The organism is Actinopolyspora mortivallis (genome assembly GCF_003001495.1).
Classification (GTDB): domain Bacteria; phylum Actinomycetota; class Actinomycetes; order Mycobacteriales; family Pseudonocardiaceae; genus Actinopolyspora; species Actinopolyspora mortivallis_A.
In genome coordinates, this window is sequence record NZ_PVSR01000054.1 from 1 (window position 1) to 16588 (window position 16588).

Sequence of the window (16588 nt, forward strand, 5' to 3'; positions counted from 1 at the left end):
GGCGGGGGCCGGTGGGGTTGTTAGCGTCGCCACGGTGGACGCCCGTTCCGGTCACGAGCCCGGAACCGAACCCGGAACCGTGGTCGGGTCCGGTCAACCCGGAAAATCGGACATGAATACTACAGTGGACAGTCTTGTCGGTGCCGAGCGGGGAACCCGACGACTGCGTGTGGCGGGCGGTGTCGCCCTCGTCGCCGCGCTGTGCCTCGGAACCGCCCCGCTGGTCGGCGTGGTCTCGCCCGATGTGCCCCCCGCCTACCCCTCGTGGCCGGTGCTGGTGCTGTGCGGAGCGCTCTGCCCCGCCCTGGCCGTGTTCCACCTGCGTGAACGGCGTCCCGCCGCCGCCCGTGCGGTGCTGCTCGCCGCGGGCGCCGTGGCGGTGGGCGGACTGTTCGACGGTGTGCAGCTGCTGCTCGACCCCGCCCTGGCCCCCACTCCGGAACTGTTCCTGCCCCGGAGTCTGCACCCGCTGGAGCCCGGCCTCGGCACCTGGGCGTACCTGCTCGGATGGGCCGGCTTCCTCGTGGCGGGCGCCCTGGCCGCCCCGCCCGGGCCCGTGGGCGGGGCGAACTCCGAGGGCGGTGTTCCCGTCGTCGGACAGCGACTGTTCACCGGAGTGCTGTGCGCCTCGGCGGTCGCCGCGGTCGGCTCCCTGCTCGCCCGCTTCACCTCCGAGGATCCCTTCCTGTTCACCGGGGTGGGTCCCGGAGCCGCTCCCGCCGTGTTCACCGGCGAGGTGCTGTTGGCCCTGTCCGTGCCCCTGGTGGCCGGCTCCGTGGTGAGCTCAGCCGATCCCCACACGGCACGGGCCGGCCTGCTGGGGCTGGCCGGCGCGTTGACCGCGAGGAGCGTGCCGGTGCTGACAGCCGCCCTGCTCCACCCGAAGCTGACCGTGGGATGGGGAACACTCGCCCACCTGCTCGCCGTGTTCGCCTTCCTGGCCCTGGCCCTGTTCTCCGGGAGAACGGGAACTTCGCCCGCCGGTTCGGGCGAGCTCGGCCTCCCCGCACCGCAGCGGCTGACCCGCCTCACCGGCGTGGTGGCCGCGGCGGCGGGGGTGCTGGCCCTGCTCGCGGCGCTGCTGCCCCAGCTGCGCACCCCGGACGGCTCCGCGGGACTGGGGGAGTACACGGACCTGCGGGTGCTGCTGGTGGCCGGATGCGTGTTCGCCCTGCTCGGGCTCGGCGTGCTGTCCGCCCGGGGAGCGGCACTGCGCCCCGCCGTGACCGTCGGCTGGGCCGTGATCCCGCTGGGTGGGGCGGCGAGTCTGGACATCGTGCTGCACGTGGCCGGGGCCACCTCCGCCGAGCTGATGCCGCTCGGGGCGTGGCTGACGGTGGCCGCGATCCCGCTGTCCGGGGCCGCGGCGGTGTGCGCCGGGATGGCCGGAGGGGCCGAACGGGACGAGGTGGACCTCAGCGAGCTCAGCCCGAACCGTTCCCTCCTCGCGGTGGTGCTGCCGCTGGCCGGGCTGGTGACGGCCTCGTTCGTCCTGCCGGTGCTGCGGGCACCCGACTACGTGCCGCTGGGCGTGTTCGGTGAGTTCGGCATCGCCTCCTGGGGACTGCTCGCGGCGCTGCTCGTGGTGCTCGCGGGGCTGGCCCCGGTGCCGTTCTCCCGCCGGCCACGGGCGGCGGCACTGCTGGCCGGAAGTGCGCTCGTGCTCGGGGTCCGGCTCGCGCAGGCACCGCTGACCGCACCGGGCATCCCCGGTGCGGTTCCGGGGCCCGGCCTGTGGTGCGCGGCGGCCGGGTTGGTGTTGGCCGCACTCGGGGCGGTCGTGGCGGGGCGGTCGCGGCGTTGATGTGAGCTTGACCGCTCCGTGTTCCCGGCACCGCGCCGTTCCGGGCGAATTGCCCGGTCGTGGGCGGGTGGGGGTGAGCGAGTTCACCGGGTGCGCTGCTTCTGTCGTTCTCGCAGGTCGATATGGTTATCGGAGTCCGACACCGACGTCGCAGGAGAGTCGCGTGGACCTGTACGAATACCAGGCGAAGGAGATCTTCGCCTCCCACGGAATACCGACACTGCCCGGTTCCGTGGCCACGGATCCCAACGGGGCCCAGGCAGTCGCGGAAGAGATCGGCGGGCCGGTGGTCGTCAAGGCCCAGGTCAAGGCCGGAGGGCGCGGAAAGGCCGGCGGTGTCAAGCTGGCCGAGACCCCGGACGAGGCCCGCAGCAAGGCCGAGGCGATCCTCGGCCTGGACATCAAGGGCCACACCACACGCCAGGTGCTGGTCACCGAGGCCTCCGACATCGCCGACGAGTACTACCTCTCGTTCCTGCTCGACCGCGCCAACCGCAGTTTCCTCGCGATGGCCTCGGTCGAGGGCGGCATGGAGATCGAGGAGGTCGCGGCCACCAAGCCGGAGGCGCTGGCCAGAATCCCCATCGACCCCATCCGGGGCGTGGACGAGGCCAAGGCCCGCGAGATCGTCGAGGCCGCCAAGTTCCCGGCTGAGATCACCGACCAGGTCACCGAGATCGTCGCCCGACTCTGGGAGGCGTTCGTGGCCGAGGACGCGACCCTGTTCGAGATCAACCCGCTGGTCAAGGACCCGCAGGGCAAGGTCATCGCCCTCGACGGCAAGGTGACCCTCGACGACAACGCCGCGTTCCGCCAGTCCAAGCAGTCCGAATACGTGGACGAGGGGGCCGAGGACCCGCTGGAGGCCAAGGCCAAGGCCAAGGACCTCAACTACGTCAAGCTGGACGGCGAGGTCGGCATCATCGGCAACGGTGCCGGTCTGGTCATGTCCACGCTGGACGTGGTCGCCTACGCGGGAGCCGACCACGGCAACGTCAAGCCGGCCAACTTCCTCGACATCGGGGGCGGTGCCTCCGCCGAGGTCATGGCCGCGGGGCTGGACGTCATCCTCGGTGATCCGGACGTGAAGTCCGTCTTCGTCAACGTTTTCGGCGGCATCACGGCTTGTGACGCGGTGGCGAACGGAATCGTCCAGGCGCTGAAGATGCTCGGGGACGAGGCGGCCAAGCCGCTGGTGGTACGGCTCGACGGCAACAACGTCGAGGAGGGCAGGCGAATCCTGGCCGAGGCCGACCACCCGCTGGTCACACTGGTGGACACCATGGATGGCGCGGCCGACAAGGCCGCCGAGTTGGCTGCGGGCAAATAAGGGGCGAGCGCCGTGTCAATCTTTCTCAACGAAAACAGCAAGGTCATCGTCCAGGGGATCACCGGTTCCGAGGGCACCAAGCACACGGCTCGGATGCTGCGCTCCGGAACGAACATCGTCGGCGGTGTGAACGCCCGCAAGGCGGGGCAGACCGTCGAGATCGAGGGCAGCCGGCTGCCCGTCTTCGGCAGCGTCAAGGAGGCGATGGCCGAGACGGGAGCGGACGTCTCCGTGGTGTTCGTCCCGCCGAAGTTCGCCAAGGACGCCGTGATCGAGGCGATCGACGCCGAGATCGGGCTCGCCGTGGTGATCACCGAGGGCATCCCGGTGCACGACGCGGCCTACTTCTGGTCGCACGCCACCGCCACCGGCAACCGCACCCGCATCGTCGGGCCGAACTGCCCGGGTGTGATCTCGCCGGGCAAGTCCAACGCCGGCATCATCCCGGCCGACATCACCTCCGGAGGCAGGATCGGGCTGGTCTCCAAGTCCGGAACCCTGACCTACCAGATGATGTACGAGCTGCGGGACATCGGCTTCTCGACCTGTGTCGGCATCGGCGGTGACCCGGTCATCGGAACCACCCACATCGACGCGCTGCGGGCCTTCGAGCAGGACCCGGAGACCGAGGCGATCGTCATGATCGGCGAGATCGGTGGGGACGCCGAGGAACGGGCCGCCGACTACGTCAAGGAGAACGTCAGCAAGCCGGTCGTCGGCTACGTCGCGGGCTTCACGGCCCCCGAGGGCAAGACGATGGGCCACGCGGGGGCCATCGTCTCCGGCTCGGCGGGAACCGCCGAGGCGAAGAAGGAGGCCCTGGAGGCCGCCGGTGTTCGGGTCGGCAAGACCCCGAGCGAGACCGCCAAGCTGATGCGGTCGATTCTCGACGGCTGAGTGCCGCGGGGTCTCGTTCCGGGCGCCGTCCAGCAGGGGAGCAACCGTGCCGGGCGGCGCCCGCGTCTCTTCCGCGCGCCGTCGTTGTGACTGTTTTTCGGGTTTCGGTACCGTCGTGATCGAGACGTCGGCGTGCTCCCGCCCGACCGGCCTGAGTCGGCCCCGAGCGGGACCCGACGGGAGGCGGGAGACCCCGCCGAATGGCCGTCCCCGGACCTCGGGACGGCGGAGCCTTCCCGACACGAGTGCCCGGCCAAGGATGGAGTTCCCCATGCCCGCCCCCTATCCCCCTCCCCAGCAGTCCGGATCCACCGGAGGGGGGTGGTTCGAGCCGGACGCGAAGTCGGTGCTCGCGCTCGCCGCCGCCGGTCTGGGACTGGTCGGCTGGTTTCTCGGGTTCTTCGGTTCGGCCGGGGCGCTGACGGTGGGACTTCCCGGGCTCGGGATGGTCACCGTGGCCGTGCTGGCCGGGATGTGGTTGCTTCCCCGGGTGCCGTCCTGCCTGGTGGCCATGGTTCCCGCCGCGGTCTACGCCGCGCTGTCGGTGTTGCAGAGCGTGATCGTGGGCGGTTCCTCCGGCGCGGTGGGGATCGTGCTGGTGTTGTGCGCCCTGCTCCAGGCGGTGGCCGTGGTGGGGCTGCTGCTGTTCGAGTACGAGCTGCTGACCCCGCCGAAGGCGGGAGCGGCCGCGACCACGCAACAGGTGACCCACCCCGGAGCCGGCGGTCAGCAGGGGCCCGGCCACCAACCGGGTGGTTGGAATCCGCAGACCGGTTCGCAGCCGGTCCAACAGCCGGGAGTCAACCAGGGCGGTTGGGCCTCCGGCGGGATGCAGCAGGGCGCTGCCCCCGGTGGGCAGTTCGGCCAGCCCCAGCCGCCCTACGCACAACCCCAACCACCCCAGGCGCAACCGCCGACGCACTCCCAGCAGTCCCCGGCACAGCCCCAGCCCGGCAACCCGTACGCCGGACCCCCGCAGGGGTGGTCCCACCCCTACGAGCAGCAGCCTCCGGCGGAGGAACACGGCGGAACCCAGGAAGGTCCGCAGGGCACCCAGCAGATTCCCCATCCCGGCCAGCGGCCTCCCGGTGGGTCGGGTGCGTGAGGGACCGCCGGTGTGAGCGGGACCGGGCAGCCGCCCTCCCGGAGAGAGGGCCGGGGCCCGGAAGAACTTGATCGCTCGTCCGGGTGAGCTTTTCGGCGCGTCGTCCGCGCTGTTCGCGGGCCGGGTGACACCTTCGATCGTGTGAGGGCACTCGATTCCGCTCAGCAGGACACCGCCGAGTCCCGACCGGGCCGGTGGTGGGTTCGCACGGTGCGGGAAGCCCTGGTCGCGGCCGTTCTGGTCACGGTGGTGGGGTGTCTGGCCACGGTCGCGCTGGTCGCCGTGATCGTCGGAGCGGCCCCCCGGGCCGAGCTCTCGTGGGCCGTTGTCCTCTCCGCCGTTCCGGGCTGGCTGGCCGCGTTCCGGGTCCCGCTGCGGATCGACGGGGCACCGTTGAGCGCGCTGCCGCTGCTGCCGACCCTGCTGCTCGTGGTGGCGATCGCCTGGAGTGCGGCACGGGTTGCCCGGCGCTGTCGTCTGCGCCGGCCGGGACAGCTCCTTCCGCTGGTGCTGACCACCGGCGGGTTCCACACGCTGACCGGCCTGTCGTGCGTCGCGACGCTGGAGTTGCTGCAAGCACCGGTGCGGGCCGGATTCACGCAGGCCTGGCTGCACTGCGCCCCGCTCTCCTGCGCCGCCGCGCTGGCGGGTGCGGTGGACCGGTGCGGAGTGCTCTACCTGCTGTGGCAGCGTCTTCCGCGCGGCATGTGGCCCGCCGTGCGGGTGGGCGCGTCGTGCTGTGCCTGTGTGGTCACCGCCGGGGCGGCGGTGTTGCTCACCGCGCTGGCGCTGAACCTGCCGGAGGTGCAGGCCCGTTCGGTGGCCCTGGGCAGCGTGGGCGCGGGGTGGGGAGCGACCGTGCTCGCGGTGCTGTACGTGCCGAACGCGGTGTTCGGGGCCTGGACGTTCGCCACCGGGACGGGACTGGCGCTCGGGGACACCGTGCTCACCCCGTTCTCGGGGGCACTGGAGAGGCCGCTTCCGGTGCTGCCGCTGTTCGGCCTGCTGCCGGAGGAACCACCCGCCACGCCGGTGCTCGCCGTGCTGTCCGCACCGCTGCTCGCGGGAGTCGTGGTGGGGGTGTGCTGCCGCCGGGCGGTCGCGCGGGACGGCAGTCGGGTGCTGCTGTACGCGGGACTGTGCGCGGGGCTGTTCGTGCTGGTGGCGACGTTGGTCTCCGGGGGAGGTCTCGGCGGGGTGTACGGCCCGCTGTCGTTGCGGCCCGTGGTGGCGGCGCTGGCCACGACCGGGTGGCTGACGGCCGTGGCCGTGCCGGTGGCCCGGTTGGTCGGGGACACCGGGGACGGCGACGAGCTCGCTGAGTCGCCTCCCGCCCCCTCGGACGGGGACACCGGCGAGGAACCGCCGGAGCGGTCCGAGCCGTCCGGGGAGTCCGCCGAGGACGGGCAGGAGCCGGACGGCCGAACCGCCCACGGAGAGGAGGCCCCCTCCGACGTCGGGTGGGACGACGCCGCGGCAGGGGAGTCCACGTCGGAGGAATCCGCCCCGGAGTGCGCCTCACCACCACTCTCGGAGGAGGACGGCGCCCCCGCCGTGGAGGCGGACTCCCCGTCGGAGGAGGAAGCCGACCGGCAGCGACTGCCGCTGCCCGAGTGAACCCGGCGGGTCGCCTCCCCCCTCCGGAGCGGTGCGTGAGGTCCCCGGGGGCGTCGGACCGGAGTTCCTCGCCCCCGGTGTCCCACGCGGTGGGATCAGGGAAAACGTCCGCACGGAGTCGTCGCGTGGCACACCACTGCGGAAGGACCCTGCCGGTGGTGATCGCGAACCGGGCGCTTAGTCTGCGTGTGGCATCAAGCGGAAATTCTCAAGGCCGTCGTCAGGAGTGCACACTGAGCGCCCCACTCCCCACCGCCACGGAGCGGGACAGCGTATTGCCGGACGAGTCCGGCGGCAGAAGTTTTCGGCCGACCGGCCCGATGCGGGTGGTCGTCCTGGTGTCCGGCTCCGGCAGCCTGTTGCAGGCGCTGCTGGACGCCACCGAGGACCCGAACTATCCGGTGCGGGTGGTCGCCGTGGGCGCGGACCGCGCCGGGACGACCGGCGTGGAACGGGCCGAGCGGGCCGGTGTTCCCACGTTCACCTGTCGACTGAAGGACCACGGGAGTCGACAGGAGTGGGATCGGGCACTCGCCGAGGAGTGCGCCGCCCACGAGCCGGACCTGGTGGTCTCGGCGGGGTTCATGAAACTCGTCGGGACCGAGTTCCTGGCCCGGTTCGGGGGTCGCTACCTCAACAGCCATCCCGCCCTGCTGCCCTCCTTCCCCGGAATGCACGGGGTGCGGGATGCGCTCGACTACGGTGTCCGGGTGACCGGCTGCACCCTGTTCGTCGTCGACGAGGGAGTCGACACCGGACCGATCCTGGAACAGCAGGCGGTCGAGGTGCTGCCCGACGACGACGAGCGGAGTCTGCACGAGCGGATCAAGGTCGAGGAACGACGGACGCTGGTGCGAACGCTGCAACGGTTGGCAGAGCACGGGTGGACCGTGCGGGGACGAAAGGTGAGTGTCGGCGTGACCACGAGTTCGCAGCAACAGCGACCGGTGCGGCGTGCTTTGCTCGGTGTTTCGGACAAGTCGGGACTGCTCGAACTGGCCACCGGGCTGCACGCGGCCGGAGTGGAGATCGTTTCCACCGGCGGGACCGCCCGGACGATCTCGGACGCCGGAGTTCCCGTGACACCGGTCGAGGAGCTCACCGGTTTCCCCGAGACCCTGGACGGCAGGGTCAAGACCCTGCACCCGCGCGTGCACGCTGGTCTGCTGGCGGACCAGCGCAGGCAGGAACACGTCGAGCAGCTGGCCGAACTGGACATTCCCCCGTTCGACCTGCTCGTGGTCAACCTGTACCCGTTCGTCCGCACGGTGGAGTCCGGCGCGGAACCGGACGAGATCGTGGAGAACATCGACATCGGTGGTCCGGCGATGGTGCGTGCCGCCGCCAAGAACCACGGCAGCACGGCGGTGGTGGTGGACCCGAACGACTACGAGTGGGTCGTGGAGCGGGTCCGCGCGGGAGGCTTCGACGACGCCGAGCGGGCGCGGCTGGCCGCGGCGGCGTTCCGCCACACCGCCTCCTACGACGTGGCCGTGGCCGGATGGATGACCCGGCGCACCGGCGACAGCGAGGAGAGCTTCCCCGGCTGGATGGGCGAGACCTGGCAGCGGCGCAGCGCGCTGCGCTACGGGGAGAACCCGCACCAGCCCGCCGCCCTGTACGTCTCCGGCGGCGAGGCGACCGGACTGGCCGCGGCGGCCCAGTTGCACGGTAAGGAGATGTCCTACAACAACTACGTGGACGCCGACGCCGCCTGGCGGGCCGCGCACGACCACGCGCGCACCTGCGTCGCCGTGATCAAACACGCCAACCCCTGCGGCATCGCCGTCTCGGACGGGGACGTCGCCGAGGCCCACCGCAAGGCCCACGAGTGCGATCCGGTCAGTGCCTTCGGAGGCGTGATCGCCACCAACAGTGAGGTCTCGGTGCCGATGGCCGAGCAGATCTCCGAGGTCTTCACCGAGGTGGTGGTGGCCCCGAGCTACGCCGAGGGCGCTCTGGAGGTGCTCCAGAAGAAGAAGAACGTCCGTATCCTCACGGCCCAGCCGCCGCAGCCGGGGCGGGTCGAGATGCGTGCGATCTCGGGGGGTCTGCTGGTTCAGGGCGCGGACGAGATCGACGTCTCCGGGGACGACCCGGCGAACTGGACCCTGGCCGCCGGGGAACCCGTGGACGCGGAAACCCTGCGGGACCTGGAGTTCGCCTGGCGCACCTGCCGCGCGGTGAAGTCGAACGCGATCCTGCTGGCCGACCGGGGAGCCACCGTCGGCGTCGGGATGGGGCAGGTGAACCGGGTCGACGCGGCCCGGCTGGCGGTGTCCCGCTCCCGGGACCGCGCCGGTGGGGCGGTGGCGGCTTCGGACGCCTTCTTCCCGTTCCCGGACGGCTTGCAGGTGCTGATCGACGCGGGGGTGCGTGCCGTGGTGCAGCCCGGTGGTTCGGTGCGGGACGAGGAGGTGACCGCCGCGGCGGCGGCCGCCGGCGTTCCGCTCTACCTCACCGGCACCAGGCACTTCGCCCACTGAGGACCGTGCCGAGGCGCTTTTCGTGAGACGCGGGACCCCGGGAGGTGCGCCCGGGGTCACCGCCGGGAGCCGTCCTCCGGCGGTTCCCTCCAGATCCGCCAGGGCCGGGTGCGTACCCACTCCGCGATGGGGATGGGGCGGAATCCGAGGACCCGCTCGGCGGTCGGGTCGGCGCGGAACAGCTCGGAGTCGGGGTGTTCGTCCAGCCAGTGGTAGATGCCCGCCACCCCGGCCGCCGTGCGGGCACCGAGCGGGCCGCGCAGCATGGCCTCGAACCCGGTGGCCGTCAGTGGCCGGAAGGTGACCTCCTCGTTCAGCTCCGCGCCCAGCAGACCGGCGAGTTCGGGGCCGGTCGCCTCCTGCCCGCCGGTCAGCGGCAGCACCGTGTGTTCGAGGTCCTCCCGCGTCAACGCGGCGACGGTGGCCGTGGCGAGGTCCTCGTGCGAGAGCCAGGCGACCTTCCGGTCCGGGGCGAAGGGGTAGGACAGCACCCCGTGGTTCACCAGCTCGGGCCCGTTCCAGGGGCTGAAGATGTTGTCCAGGTAGACCGTCGGGCGCAGCACCACGACGGGCACCCCGCTGTCGCGCAGGATCCGCTCGGCGATCCGCCTGGTCTCGTAGACGTCGTGGCGGGTGACCTCCGCGGGCAGCGGGAGGTTCGTGTTGTGCACGAGCCGCCGGAGGCCCGCCCGGCGGGCGGCGGTGGCGATGTTGGTGGCGTAGGTTTCGACGAGTTGCCGGTCGAACACCAGCGGGAGCACCACCGAGGCGTGGGTGATCCCCTCGAAGGCCCGCCGCAGCGCGTCCGGATCGGCCAGGTCCCCGTACACCGTGTTCGTCGCCGCGGAGGGGGCGCCGCCCCTGGTGAAGCCGCGTACCTCGTGTCCGGCGGCTCCGAGTTTCCCGGCCACGGCGGCTCCCTGGAATCCTCCGGAGCCGAGGACCAGGTAGCGGTGCTGGTCGGTCATTGTTGTCACCGTCGTGTTCGGCGTCGTGTCCGTGTCGAGGAAAGCACGTCCGGACCCCGCCGGGGAACACGGAAACCGGTGTTCTCCGGACGGGGCGTCCGTGTTCCGGGGGTGAGCTCGGTGAGCCCTCATAATCGGAGGACCTGAATTCGAGGACGGCTGTGTACGGTTGATCACTGGATGTGGCTCAATGGGTAACTTTTTTCAAGTTCCGCTGCGGCTGTGTTCTGACGGTGGTAGTGACATCATGAGGTTTGCACAGAAGCGGGTCAGAGCGGTGACCTGGGCACCGTCATCGTCAACCGCTGCGGCCGTGAACCACTCCGCCCGGAAAGGCTCTGACTTGGTCGACTTTCAGCACGTCGCCGCCGCTCTCCTCCCAGCTTGGCGAGGCGGGACACTTCACAGCAGTGGGGTCCGCCGTCCGGAACCATAGTCCTTCATCGCGCTGGTCAGTGAACCGTTGCAGGACGCGAAGGTAGAGATCAAAACCTACTGGTGGGGTTTTGAACTACTGTTGAACAAGGACGCCGCCGATACCCTGTACAAGCTGCGGGAACAATTTTCGAACTATTCAAACTGATCGTTCTCAAGAAAATGGCCGATGTGCTGTCCTGGGCGGTGACGTTCCAGCAGTACTGGGTCAAAGAGATGACCACCCAATACGGAGTGTGGCTGGTCTCGCCGTGGTGCTCACCGGCAATGCTGATCCCCCGTCCTCGCTATGATGGCCAAGCCCCTGAAACCCCAGAAACGCCATCCGAGGAACTCTCGTGGTTCGTGAACACCCCCGATGACAAGGGCAACAATCGCTGGAACGTGGATGTCGGATTTCCCAATCGGCAAAGCAACGCGGCCCCGCGCTAGTGGTCTACAACTACCGATTATTTTGCCTGCGCACGGGGGCATCTGGAGATAATCAACTCTACTACACCTACTACGATCCCCAACCCAGGGACCAGACCACCGGAGCCCCCGTCGGCTGGCGCCGGGACAAAACGATCCCCGGCCAGCTCAGCGACACCACACCGGCTGCGGCCGTCTACAACGGTCAACTATGGTGTGTCTACCAGGGTCTGGAAAATCAGAACCTGTACTGGACCGTCTACGACGGCGTGAACTGGAACTCGGCACAGAAAATCGGATACTCGTCAAAAGGGGGGAGCACTGACCGTAGTAAACAATTATCTGTATTGTATCTAGAATAACGCTGATAACTATTTGTGCGGCGCCTACTGGAGCGGTTCCGATTGGAAAAAATATTCCATAAACGATCAAACGGTGCCAGGAGCAATTGCGGCGGCCACCTTCCAAGACTGGGGATATAATCGTCTTCAGTCGCGCTCAAGACTCCAGAATCTGCTGGAAGTGCTGGGGCGGGAAAGGAAACTGGTCAAACACGTACTCATCGGATAACTACACGCTTAGCAAACCAGCATTGACCAAGCATAACGGCAAGCTGTACTGCGTGTACAAGGGGACCGGGCAGGATACGAATCTTTACTACAGCACTACCGACGACGGCTATAGCTGGACCATGGGCAAGAAGATTGACAACGGGACGACGACCAATACCGGTGTCGGACTCGCACGTTACAAATCCCCACAAGACGAGTCGCAAAAGCAACTGGTCTGCCTGCACACCAACACGTGACTTCCGGCCCGAGGAAGGGCCTGACACTGCATCCGGTCATCCCCTTCCCCGGCACCCTCACACGACCCTTCGTACCTCACGGCTACAGCGAGACTCTCCAATAGGTGCAGTAATGATCGGCGGTAAAGTACACCGCGCTGCGCGGAGAGTGGGTGAAATCAACGACGAACCGATACGGACCTCGATGGTTCACGTCATCCAACCATCTCTGCACCTTGGACGAGTTGTCGAGATCGCCGGTGAACACTCTCGAGGACACCACATCGTACTCGTACAGAACCCGCGCACCACCGTCCGGTGCCTTGGTGAATCTTTGCCGAGGTCCCTGCGCACAATTCTCGTCCGCCCAGCCCCGAACCTATTCCCCCGGGCACCGATCCATCGAATCCCCACCGTGGTGTCGGTGCCATCACCCGAATTCGGCCCACGAAACCAGTACTTGTTAATGGTCGGGGATGTGTAGCGATTGCCAGTCGGCACGCCAACGTACGAGGAAAATTCGCCGGGTAGCCCCCGGATGTGTCACAGTCGTCCACGATGGTGCCGAGCCCAATGACTGTCGCCAGAACGTGTAAGCCATTCTTCACATCTCAGGCGGGTTTCCCTCAGCGATCGCTGAGGGGATCCGCGCATCGTCTTGTCGAACGACAGCTCGGGACTCCGTGGCACCGGTGCTTACCCCACCTGGAGTAAGTATCACAACGAGCACCATCACCGCGAGCACCAAGGGCCCAACTCGCCGACTCTTCCCACACCATCCCATACTCCCAATCCCCTTCTCACGCCCGGACTTCCGATACCGCGATACGGCAACGCGGTCCTGACCTATAGCATCCAAATCAGGTTTGAAATTGCTATTGATATGTAACAAATTCATTTTTTCTCACTTTTTCAAGGATGGTTGATATCCTTTTGATCCTCTATTCGGCAAGTCGCTCGAACGGATGGTTAAATCGATTTTAGGCTGGTATTCGGATTACGGATCTGGTGAGCTCTCGCGATCGAGCGAACTGAGGTTTGAAACTGGTGAACTACCGTAATCGAGTGACTTGAATCCCTCTGGTGAGGAGTTTGGGTGATCACACGAAGTGGATGATGAGGTAGGTCATCCAGGTGGCGCCGCCGGCCATGTTGTGGTGGTGGGTGGTGACGTCGTGGGAGTCGAGTGCTTGGGCGATCACGTGTGCTGATGCTTGGCTGGCGTAGTGTGGCGATTCTTGATGCATTCAGGGATTCTGAGCTTCCTGACCTCGGGTAGCAGGTTGCCGGGGTTGAGTGGTTGACCGGCGCGGCGGTCGGGAAACAGCCATGGGCAGTTCGGATTCGCGGCGCTACGGCAACCGCGTGAGTAGGGCTATCCTGCCGACGATACCGACGCGTCTCGTCTCCCTCACCGGGGTACGCACCTCAGCGTGCACGGCAAGTACACTTTCATTCCACCACAGTTCAACGGATTGCGACCTCTCCGTCAGCTGACTGCAATCGAACACGAACGTTGATCGATCTGTTAGAAGTGATCCAGAGCGCTGGGATCAGTGCTCTTGTACGGAGAGCACTACGGAAATCTCACAACGCCCTGCAGGAGGGTGTAACGTGGCCGAACGGACACTGCACCAGGATGCCGCCTACCTGGCATTGGTTCGTGACCTAACGCCGTTGACGATGAGTATCGTACAAGGTGCTGGCGCTTCCGTGTGCGCTGTTGTGCGTGTATCCTCCAACCTCGTCTGGATCGGTCTGACGCCGCATAACCAGCTCGCGTGGCGGTATGCGCTACAGATCCCACTCAAGGGCTCTCACGGAGAGCCTCTCGGATACAACGACGTTGTATACATTCTCCGTCGTTCGGAGAGTATTCGTAAACACGACCGCTCACGGTTCGATACCCTGGAAACCGTAGGAAACCTGCACGATACGCCAGTGCTCGACAGCAGCACCTTCCTCAACGATCCGCTGCTGGACACACCCCCCGACTCGCTACGTTCCACCCTGCTCACGGCGGCCGGCGGACCTGCTCCGCTCCCCGCGGAGGAGAAAGCGAGGCTAGCAGGGTTCTCCTGGTACCATCCAGAATGGTTTCGGTTGTACGTCGTCACTCCAGGTGACGCAGGCGTGATCGGCGTCGACCTTGATATCCCCGTCAACACCGTCTTCGTCTCCGATCTTATGGACCAGCTCCAGTATGGCGTACCCGCACTGTGGAGTGCTCACGAACGCCAAACCCCGGACACCTTCTGCCATAGTTTGCTCGATCTGCGCAGCTAGCCTTGCGAAAAGGGGACGAGGGCCGACGAACATCAGAGTTCGTCGGCCCTCCGGGGCGGAGGCTACGAGGTAGTCGTTGTTTCCGGACCTGCTGGCCCTGGTCCGGCGCAACCCGCCCAGTCGCTCCCTTCGGAGAAGGATCTGTTTTGGAGGGGTCCACATGGTGTAGACGAACCCACCAGCATTGTCTACAACCATGGAGGCAACTTGCGGCATCGATCCCCAAGGCGTGTCTACGTAGTAGGTATGCTTATATCTTGTCCGTGTATTCGGAAAGTTCTTGTCCGGCTCCTGGGTTCCTTGATTTGCAATCCTCCTGAAACACCGGAGGAACTCGTCCTGTGTTGATTCATAAACAGGATGAACCGTACCGTTTGACTCCGGACGCGCGATGTGAATGACTCTGAATCTTTCATCGCCGTAACCGAGAAATACCCCATTGGCCCGAACGACCGGACGCGCGGGGAACATTCTCGATCGTGAAAGACGCCCGCCAACGACCATCACCATGTCCGCTCTTCGTCCTCGACGGCGACCCCCTCGTCGTCTTGCAGCTCTCCGACTGGGCCGCAACCTCGCCGAGCTGCGAGCTGTTCCCTCTCGTCAGCGGCCTCCGCCATATGTGACATCGGATTCATCTCACTCCACGAGAATTTCGACACCCCCATGGCCGCGCCCTACTTCATCGAGCCTGACACCATCGTGGCCTCCATAGCCAGCCTGCTCGGCGTGTCCCGCTCCACCGTCTACGAATACGTCTCCGAATTCGGCACCGACCTCGCGACCTCGCCGGTCGCGGATCACGATCGACGCTGTCGAACCAAAGGTCCCTTCGCTCGTCCGCTGTCGGTCCGATCCCGACCTGGTGCCCACAATCCGATGGCTCAGCGGGGAATCCTGTTCGAGTGCAACTCAGCCCCCGAACTGTCCGCTGTAGACCAGCACATTCCCCCTTTCGGATGATCAACTTGACCGGCGGTGTCGGATGCGGTTTACTGAGGATGTTCGAACATCAGTTCGAACAGCACGGTGGCCGACGTCGGGGGTCGGCCACCGTGTCGGGGGACGTGTCGTGTTCCCATACGGCACGAGCGGTACCTTCCGGACGGTCACCCGGCGTCCTGTCCGATGCGGGGTGGACGTCCGAAGCGACGTGCGGGTGCCGCCGGAGGCGGGCGACCGTGTTTTGTACGGGGTGTTTCGCGGTCGCCCGTCGCCGGATTCCCGCGCTGTCGAGCGCGGCTCCCGGCCGAACGGCTTCGGACGTTCGGGGGAACCTCCCGTTCGTGCCGAATGTCGAACATGTCCTACCGCCACGATCGGGCCGTGCGCGCCGACTACCATCCGGGCGTGGCCGAAAACGACTCCACGGAGAACACGGAGCCGAGTTTCGAGATCGGCAAGGACGGGCTGGGCGGCATCGTCGTGGGAATGGACGGCAGCCCGGCGAGTTTCCACGCCGCGGCGTGGGCGGCCGGACTGGCCCGGCGGGAACGCTCCCGTCTGGTGCTCGTCTACGTCGAAGCGGTGGGCGGGGTGGCCTACTGGTCCCCGATGGGGGTGGCCGTGGCCAGCGAGGCCGCCGAGAGCCTCGTGGCCGATCTGAAGCGGGAACTCGTCACCCACCTGGAAGGGGTCGACACCGACTGGGACTTCGTCCACCACCGGGGGGATCCGGCTGTCGGGTTGGAGCGTGTGGCCGAGGACTACCGGGCCGACCTCATCGTGGTCGGCCGTTCCCGCCGCCGTGGCGGCCTGCTCGGCACCGTGCCGGCCACGCTCGTGGTCGAGGCGGTCAGGCCGGTCGTGGTCGTGCCGTGACCGCCGCCCTCAGCCACGGTGCGGGCGGGGTGGCCCGGCGGCTCGCCCGGTAGCCACCCCGCGCACCGGGGAAGGGGATCCCCGCTACTCCATCGGGGGGCGTGCCGCTTCGTTGCCCGACAGCGCGACCAGCGTGCCGTCGGCGAGCAGCTCGTTGACCGAGGCGGGCAGCACGTAGGCCGTGCCCCCTCCGGGCTGTTCGAACCACGGAACCGCCGTGCCGCCCAGCACCTGGACGGGGCGCTGCACCCGGTAGGCGAAGTAGTTGCGGCTCGCCCACTGGGGAGGCAGCGAACGCTGGTTGTAGGGCGTGCGGATCGCGTACATGACGTTGCCGTCCGGCTCGCCGAACCGGTCCAGCTCCGCGCCCGGCTGCAACATCATGGTCTGCCTGTTGCGGTACAGCGTCAGCGGCGGCTCCCCCCGCAGGGGCTGGATCGGCTGGTCACCAGCCGTGCGCGGGGGAGGTGCGGCCGGTGCACCGGGTGGCTGTCCTCCGGGAACCTGGCCGTTCGGGGCCGACGGAGGAACCGGTGCCGGGTGGGGCTGCCCCGGCTGGGGAGCGCCCGGCGCGTTCGGAGGCATCGGCCGGGCCTGTGGGGGAGGTACGGCTCCGGGCCTGGCTCTTATACACATCTGAC

14 protein-coding genes and 1 pseudogene are annotated in these 16588 nt (G+C 67.6%); 12 read left to right on the forward strand and 3 right to left on the reverse strand.

The genetic code is table 11. The features are described 5' to 3' along the window. The 7 genes and pseudogenes from CEP50_RS18545 to purH all read left to right on the forward strand — a co-directional run. On the forward strand, nt 1-1804 hold a 1804-nt coding region (locus CEP50_RS18545; protein WP_308729385.1), incomplete at its 5' end, for a hypothetical protein. Between the two features lie 163 nt (nt 1805-1967). Then, the gene (gene sucC, locus CEP50_RS18550; protein ID WP_106115213.1) at nt 1968-3134 is read left to right on the forward strand and encodes an ADP-forming succinate--CoA ligase subunit beta; all 1167 of its coding nucleotides are present in this window, start codon (nt 1968-1970) and stop codon (nt 3132-3134) included. A gap of 12 nt (nt 3135-3146) precedes the next feature. After that, nucleotides 3147-4031: a succinate--CoA ligase subunit alpha gene (gene sucD, locus CEP50_RS18555; protein ID WP_106115214.1), complete on the forward strand. Its 885-nt coding sequence runs from the start codon at nt 3147-3149 to the stop codon at nt 4029-4031. A gap of 271 nt (nt 4032-4302) precedes the next feature. Beyond that, a complete protein-coding gene (locus CEP50_RS18560; protein WP_106115215.1) occupies nt 4303-5136 on the forward strand; it encodes a DUF5336 domain-containing protein in 834 nt (277 codons plus the stop codon). A gap of 141 nt (nt 5137-5277) precedes the next feature. Next, on the forward strand, nt 5278-6753 hold the full coding sequence (locus CEP50_RS18565) for a cell division protein PerM (RefSeq protein WP_106115216.1): 1476 nt from the start codon (nt 5278-5280) through the stop codon (nt 6751-6753). 320 nt (nt 6754-7073) lie between these two features. Next, a pseudogene (gene purN / locus CEP50_RS20950) lies at nt 7074-7628 on the forward strand (phosphoribosylglycinamide formyltransferase); the annotation flags it as partial. Nucleotides 7629-7670: 42 nt separating this feature from the next. Beyond that, nucleotides 7671-9239, forward strand: coding sequence for a bifunctional phosphoribosylaminoimidazolecarboxamide formyltransferase/IMP cyclohydrolase (purH, locus tag CEP50_RS18570; RefSeq protein WP_374957109.1), 1569 nt, complete (start codon nt 7671-7673; stop codon nt 9237-9239). Nucleotides 9240-9295: 56 nt separating this feature from the next. On the opposite strand, the gene CEP50_RS18575 is transcribed toward purH, so the two are convergent. Continuing rightward, nucleotides 9296-10207, reverse strand: a complete 912-nt coding sequence (locus CEP50_RS18575) for an SDR family oxidoreductase (protein WP_106115218.1) — start codon at nt 10205-10207, stop codon at nt 9296-9298. 597 nt (nt 10208-10804) lie between these two features. Here CEP50_RS18575 and CEP50_RS19970 point away from each other — a divergent pair. Together CEP50_RS19970 and CEP50_RS19975 are read left to right on the forward strand one after the other, a co-directional pair. Then, on the forward strand, nt 10805-11074 hold the full coding sequence (locus CEP50_RS19970; RefSeq protein WP_146134857.1) for a hypothetical protein: 270 nt from the start codon (nt 10805-10807) through the stop codon (nt 11072-11074). Between the two features lie 571 nt (nt 11075-11645). Next, entirely contained in the window at nt 11646-11861 is a 216-nt protein-coding gene (locus CEP50_RS19975) for a hypothetical protein (RefSeq protein WP_146134858.1), read from the forward strand. Nucleotides 11862-12940: 1079 nt separating this feature from the next. Here the strand turns inward: CEP50_RS19975 and CEP50_RS20185 are convergent. After that, a complete protein-coding gene (locus CEP50_RS20185) occupies nt 12941-13087 on the reverse strand; it encodes a hypothetical protein (protein WP_181188452.1) in 147 nt (48 codons plus the stop codon). Nucleotides 13088-13454: 367 nt separating this feature from the next. Here CEP50_RS20185 and CEP50_RS19980 point away from each other — a divergent pair, with 367 nt between their 5' ends. The 3 genes from CEP50_RS19980 (at nt 13455) to CEP50_RS18590 (ending at nt 15947) form a co-directional block, all read left to right on the forward strand. Then, on the forward strand, nt 13455-14126 hold the full coding sequence (locus tag CEP50_RS19980; protein ID WP_146134859.1) for a hypothetical protein: 672 nt from the start codon (nt 13455-13457) through the stop codon (nt 14124-14126). A gap of 666 nt (nt 14127-14792) precedes the next feature. Then, nucleotides 14793-15089: a hypothetical protein gene (locus CEP50_RS18585; protein ID WP_106115220.1), complete on the forward strand. Its 297-nt coding sequence runs from the start codon at nt 14793-14795 to the stop codon at nt 15087-15089. A gap of 387 nt (nt 15090-15476) precedes the next feature. Beyond that, nucleotides 15477-15947: a universal stress protein gene (locus CEP50_RS18590; protein WP_258175409.1), complete on the forward strand. Its 471-nt coding sequence runs from the start codon at nt 15477-15479 to the stop codon at nt 15945-15947. An 84-nt stretch (nt 15948-16031) separates the two neighbouring features. Here the strand turns inward: CEP50_RS18590 and CEP50_RS18595 are convergent. Continuing rightward, the coding region (locus CEP50_RS18595; protein WP_146134860.1) for a TNT domain-containing protein at nt 16032-16588 on the reverse strand (557 nt) is incomplete at its 5' end.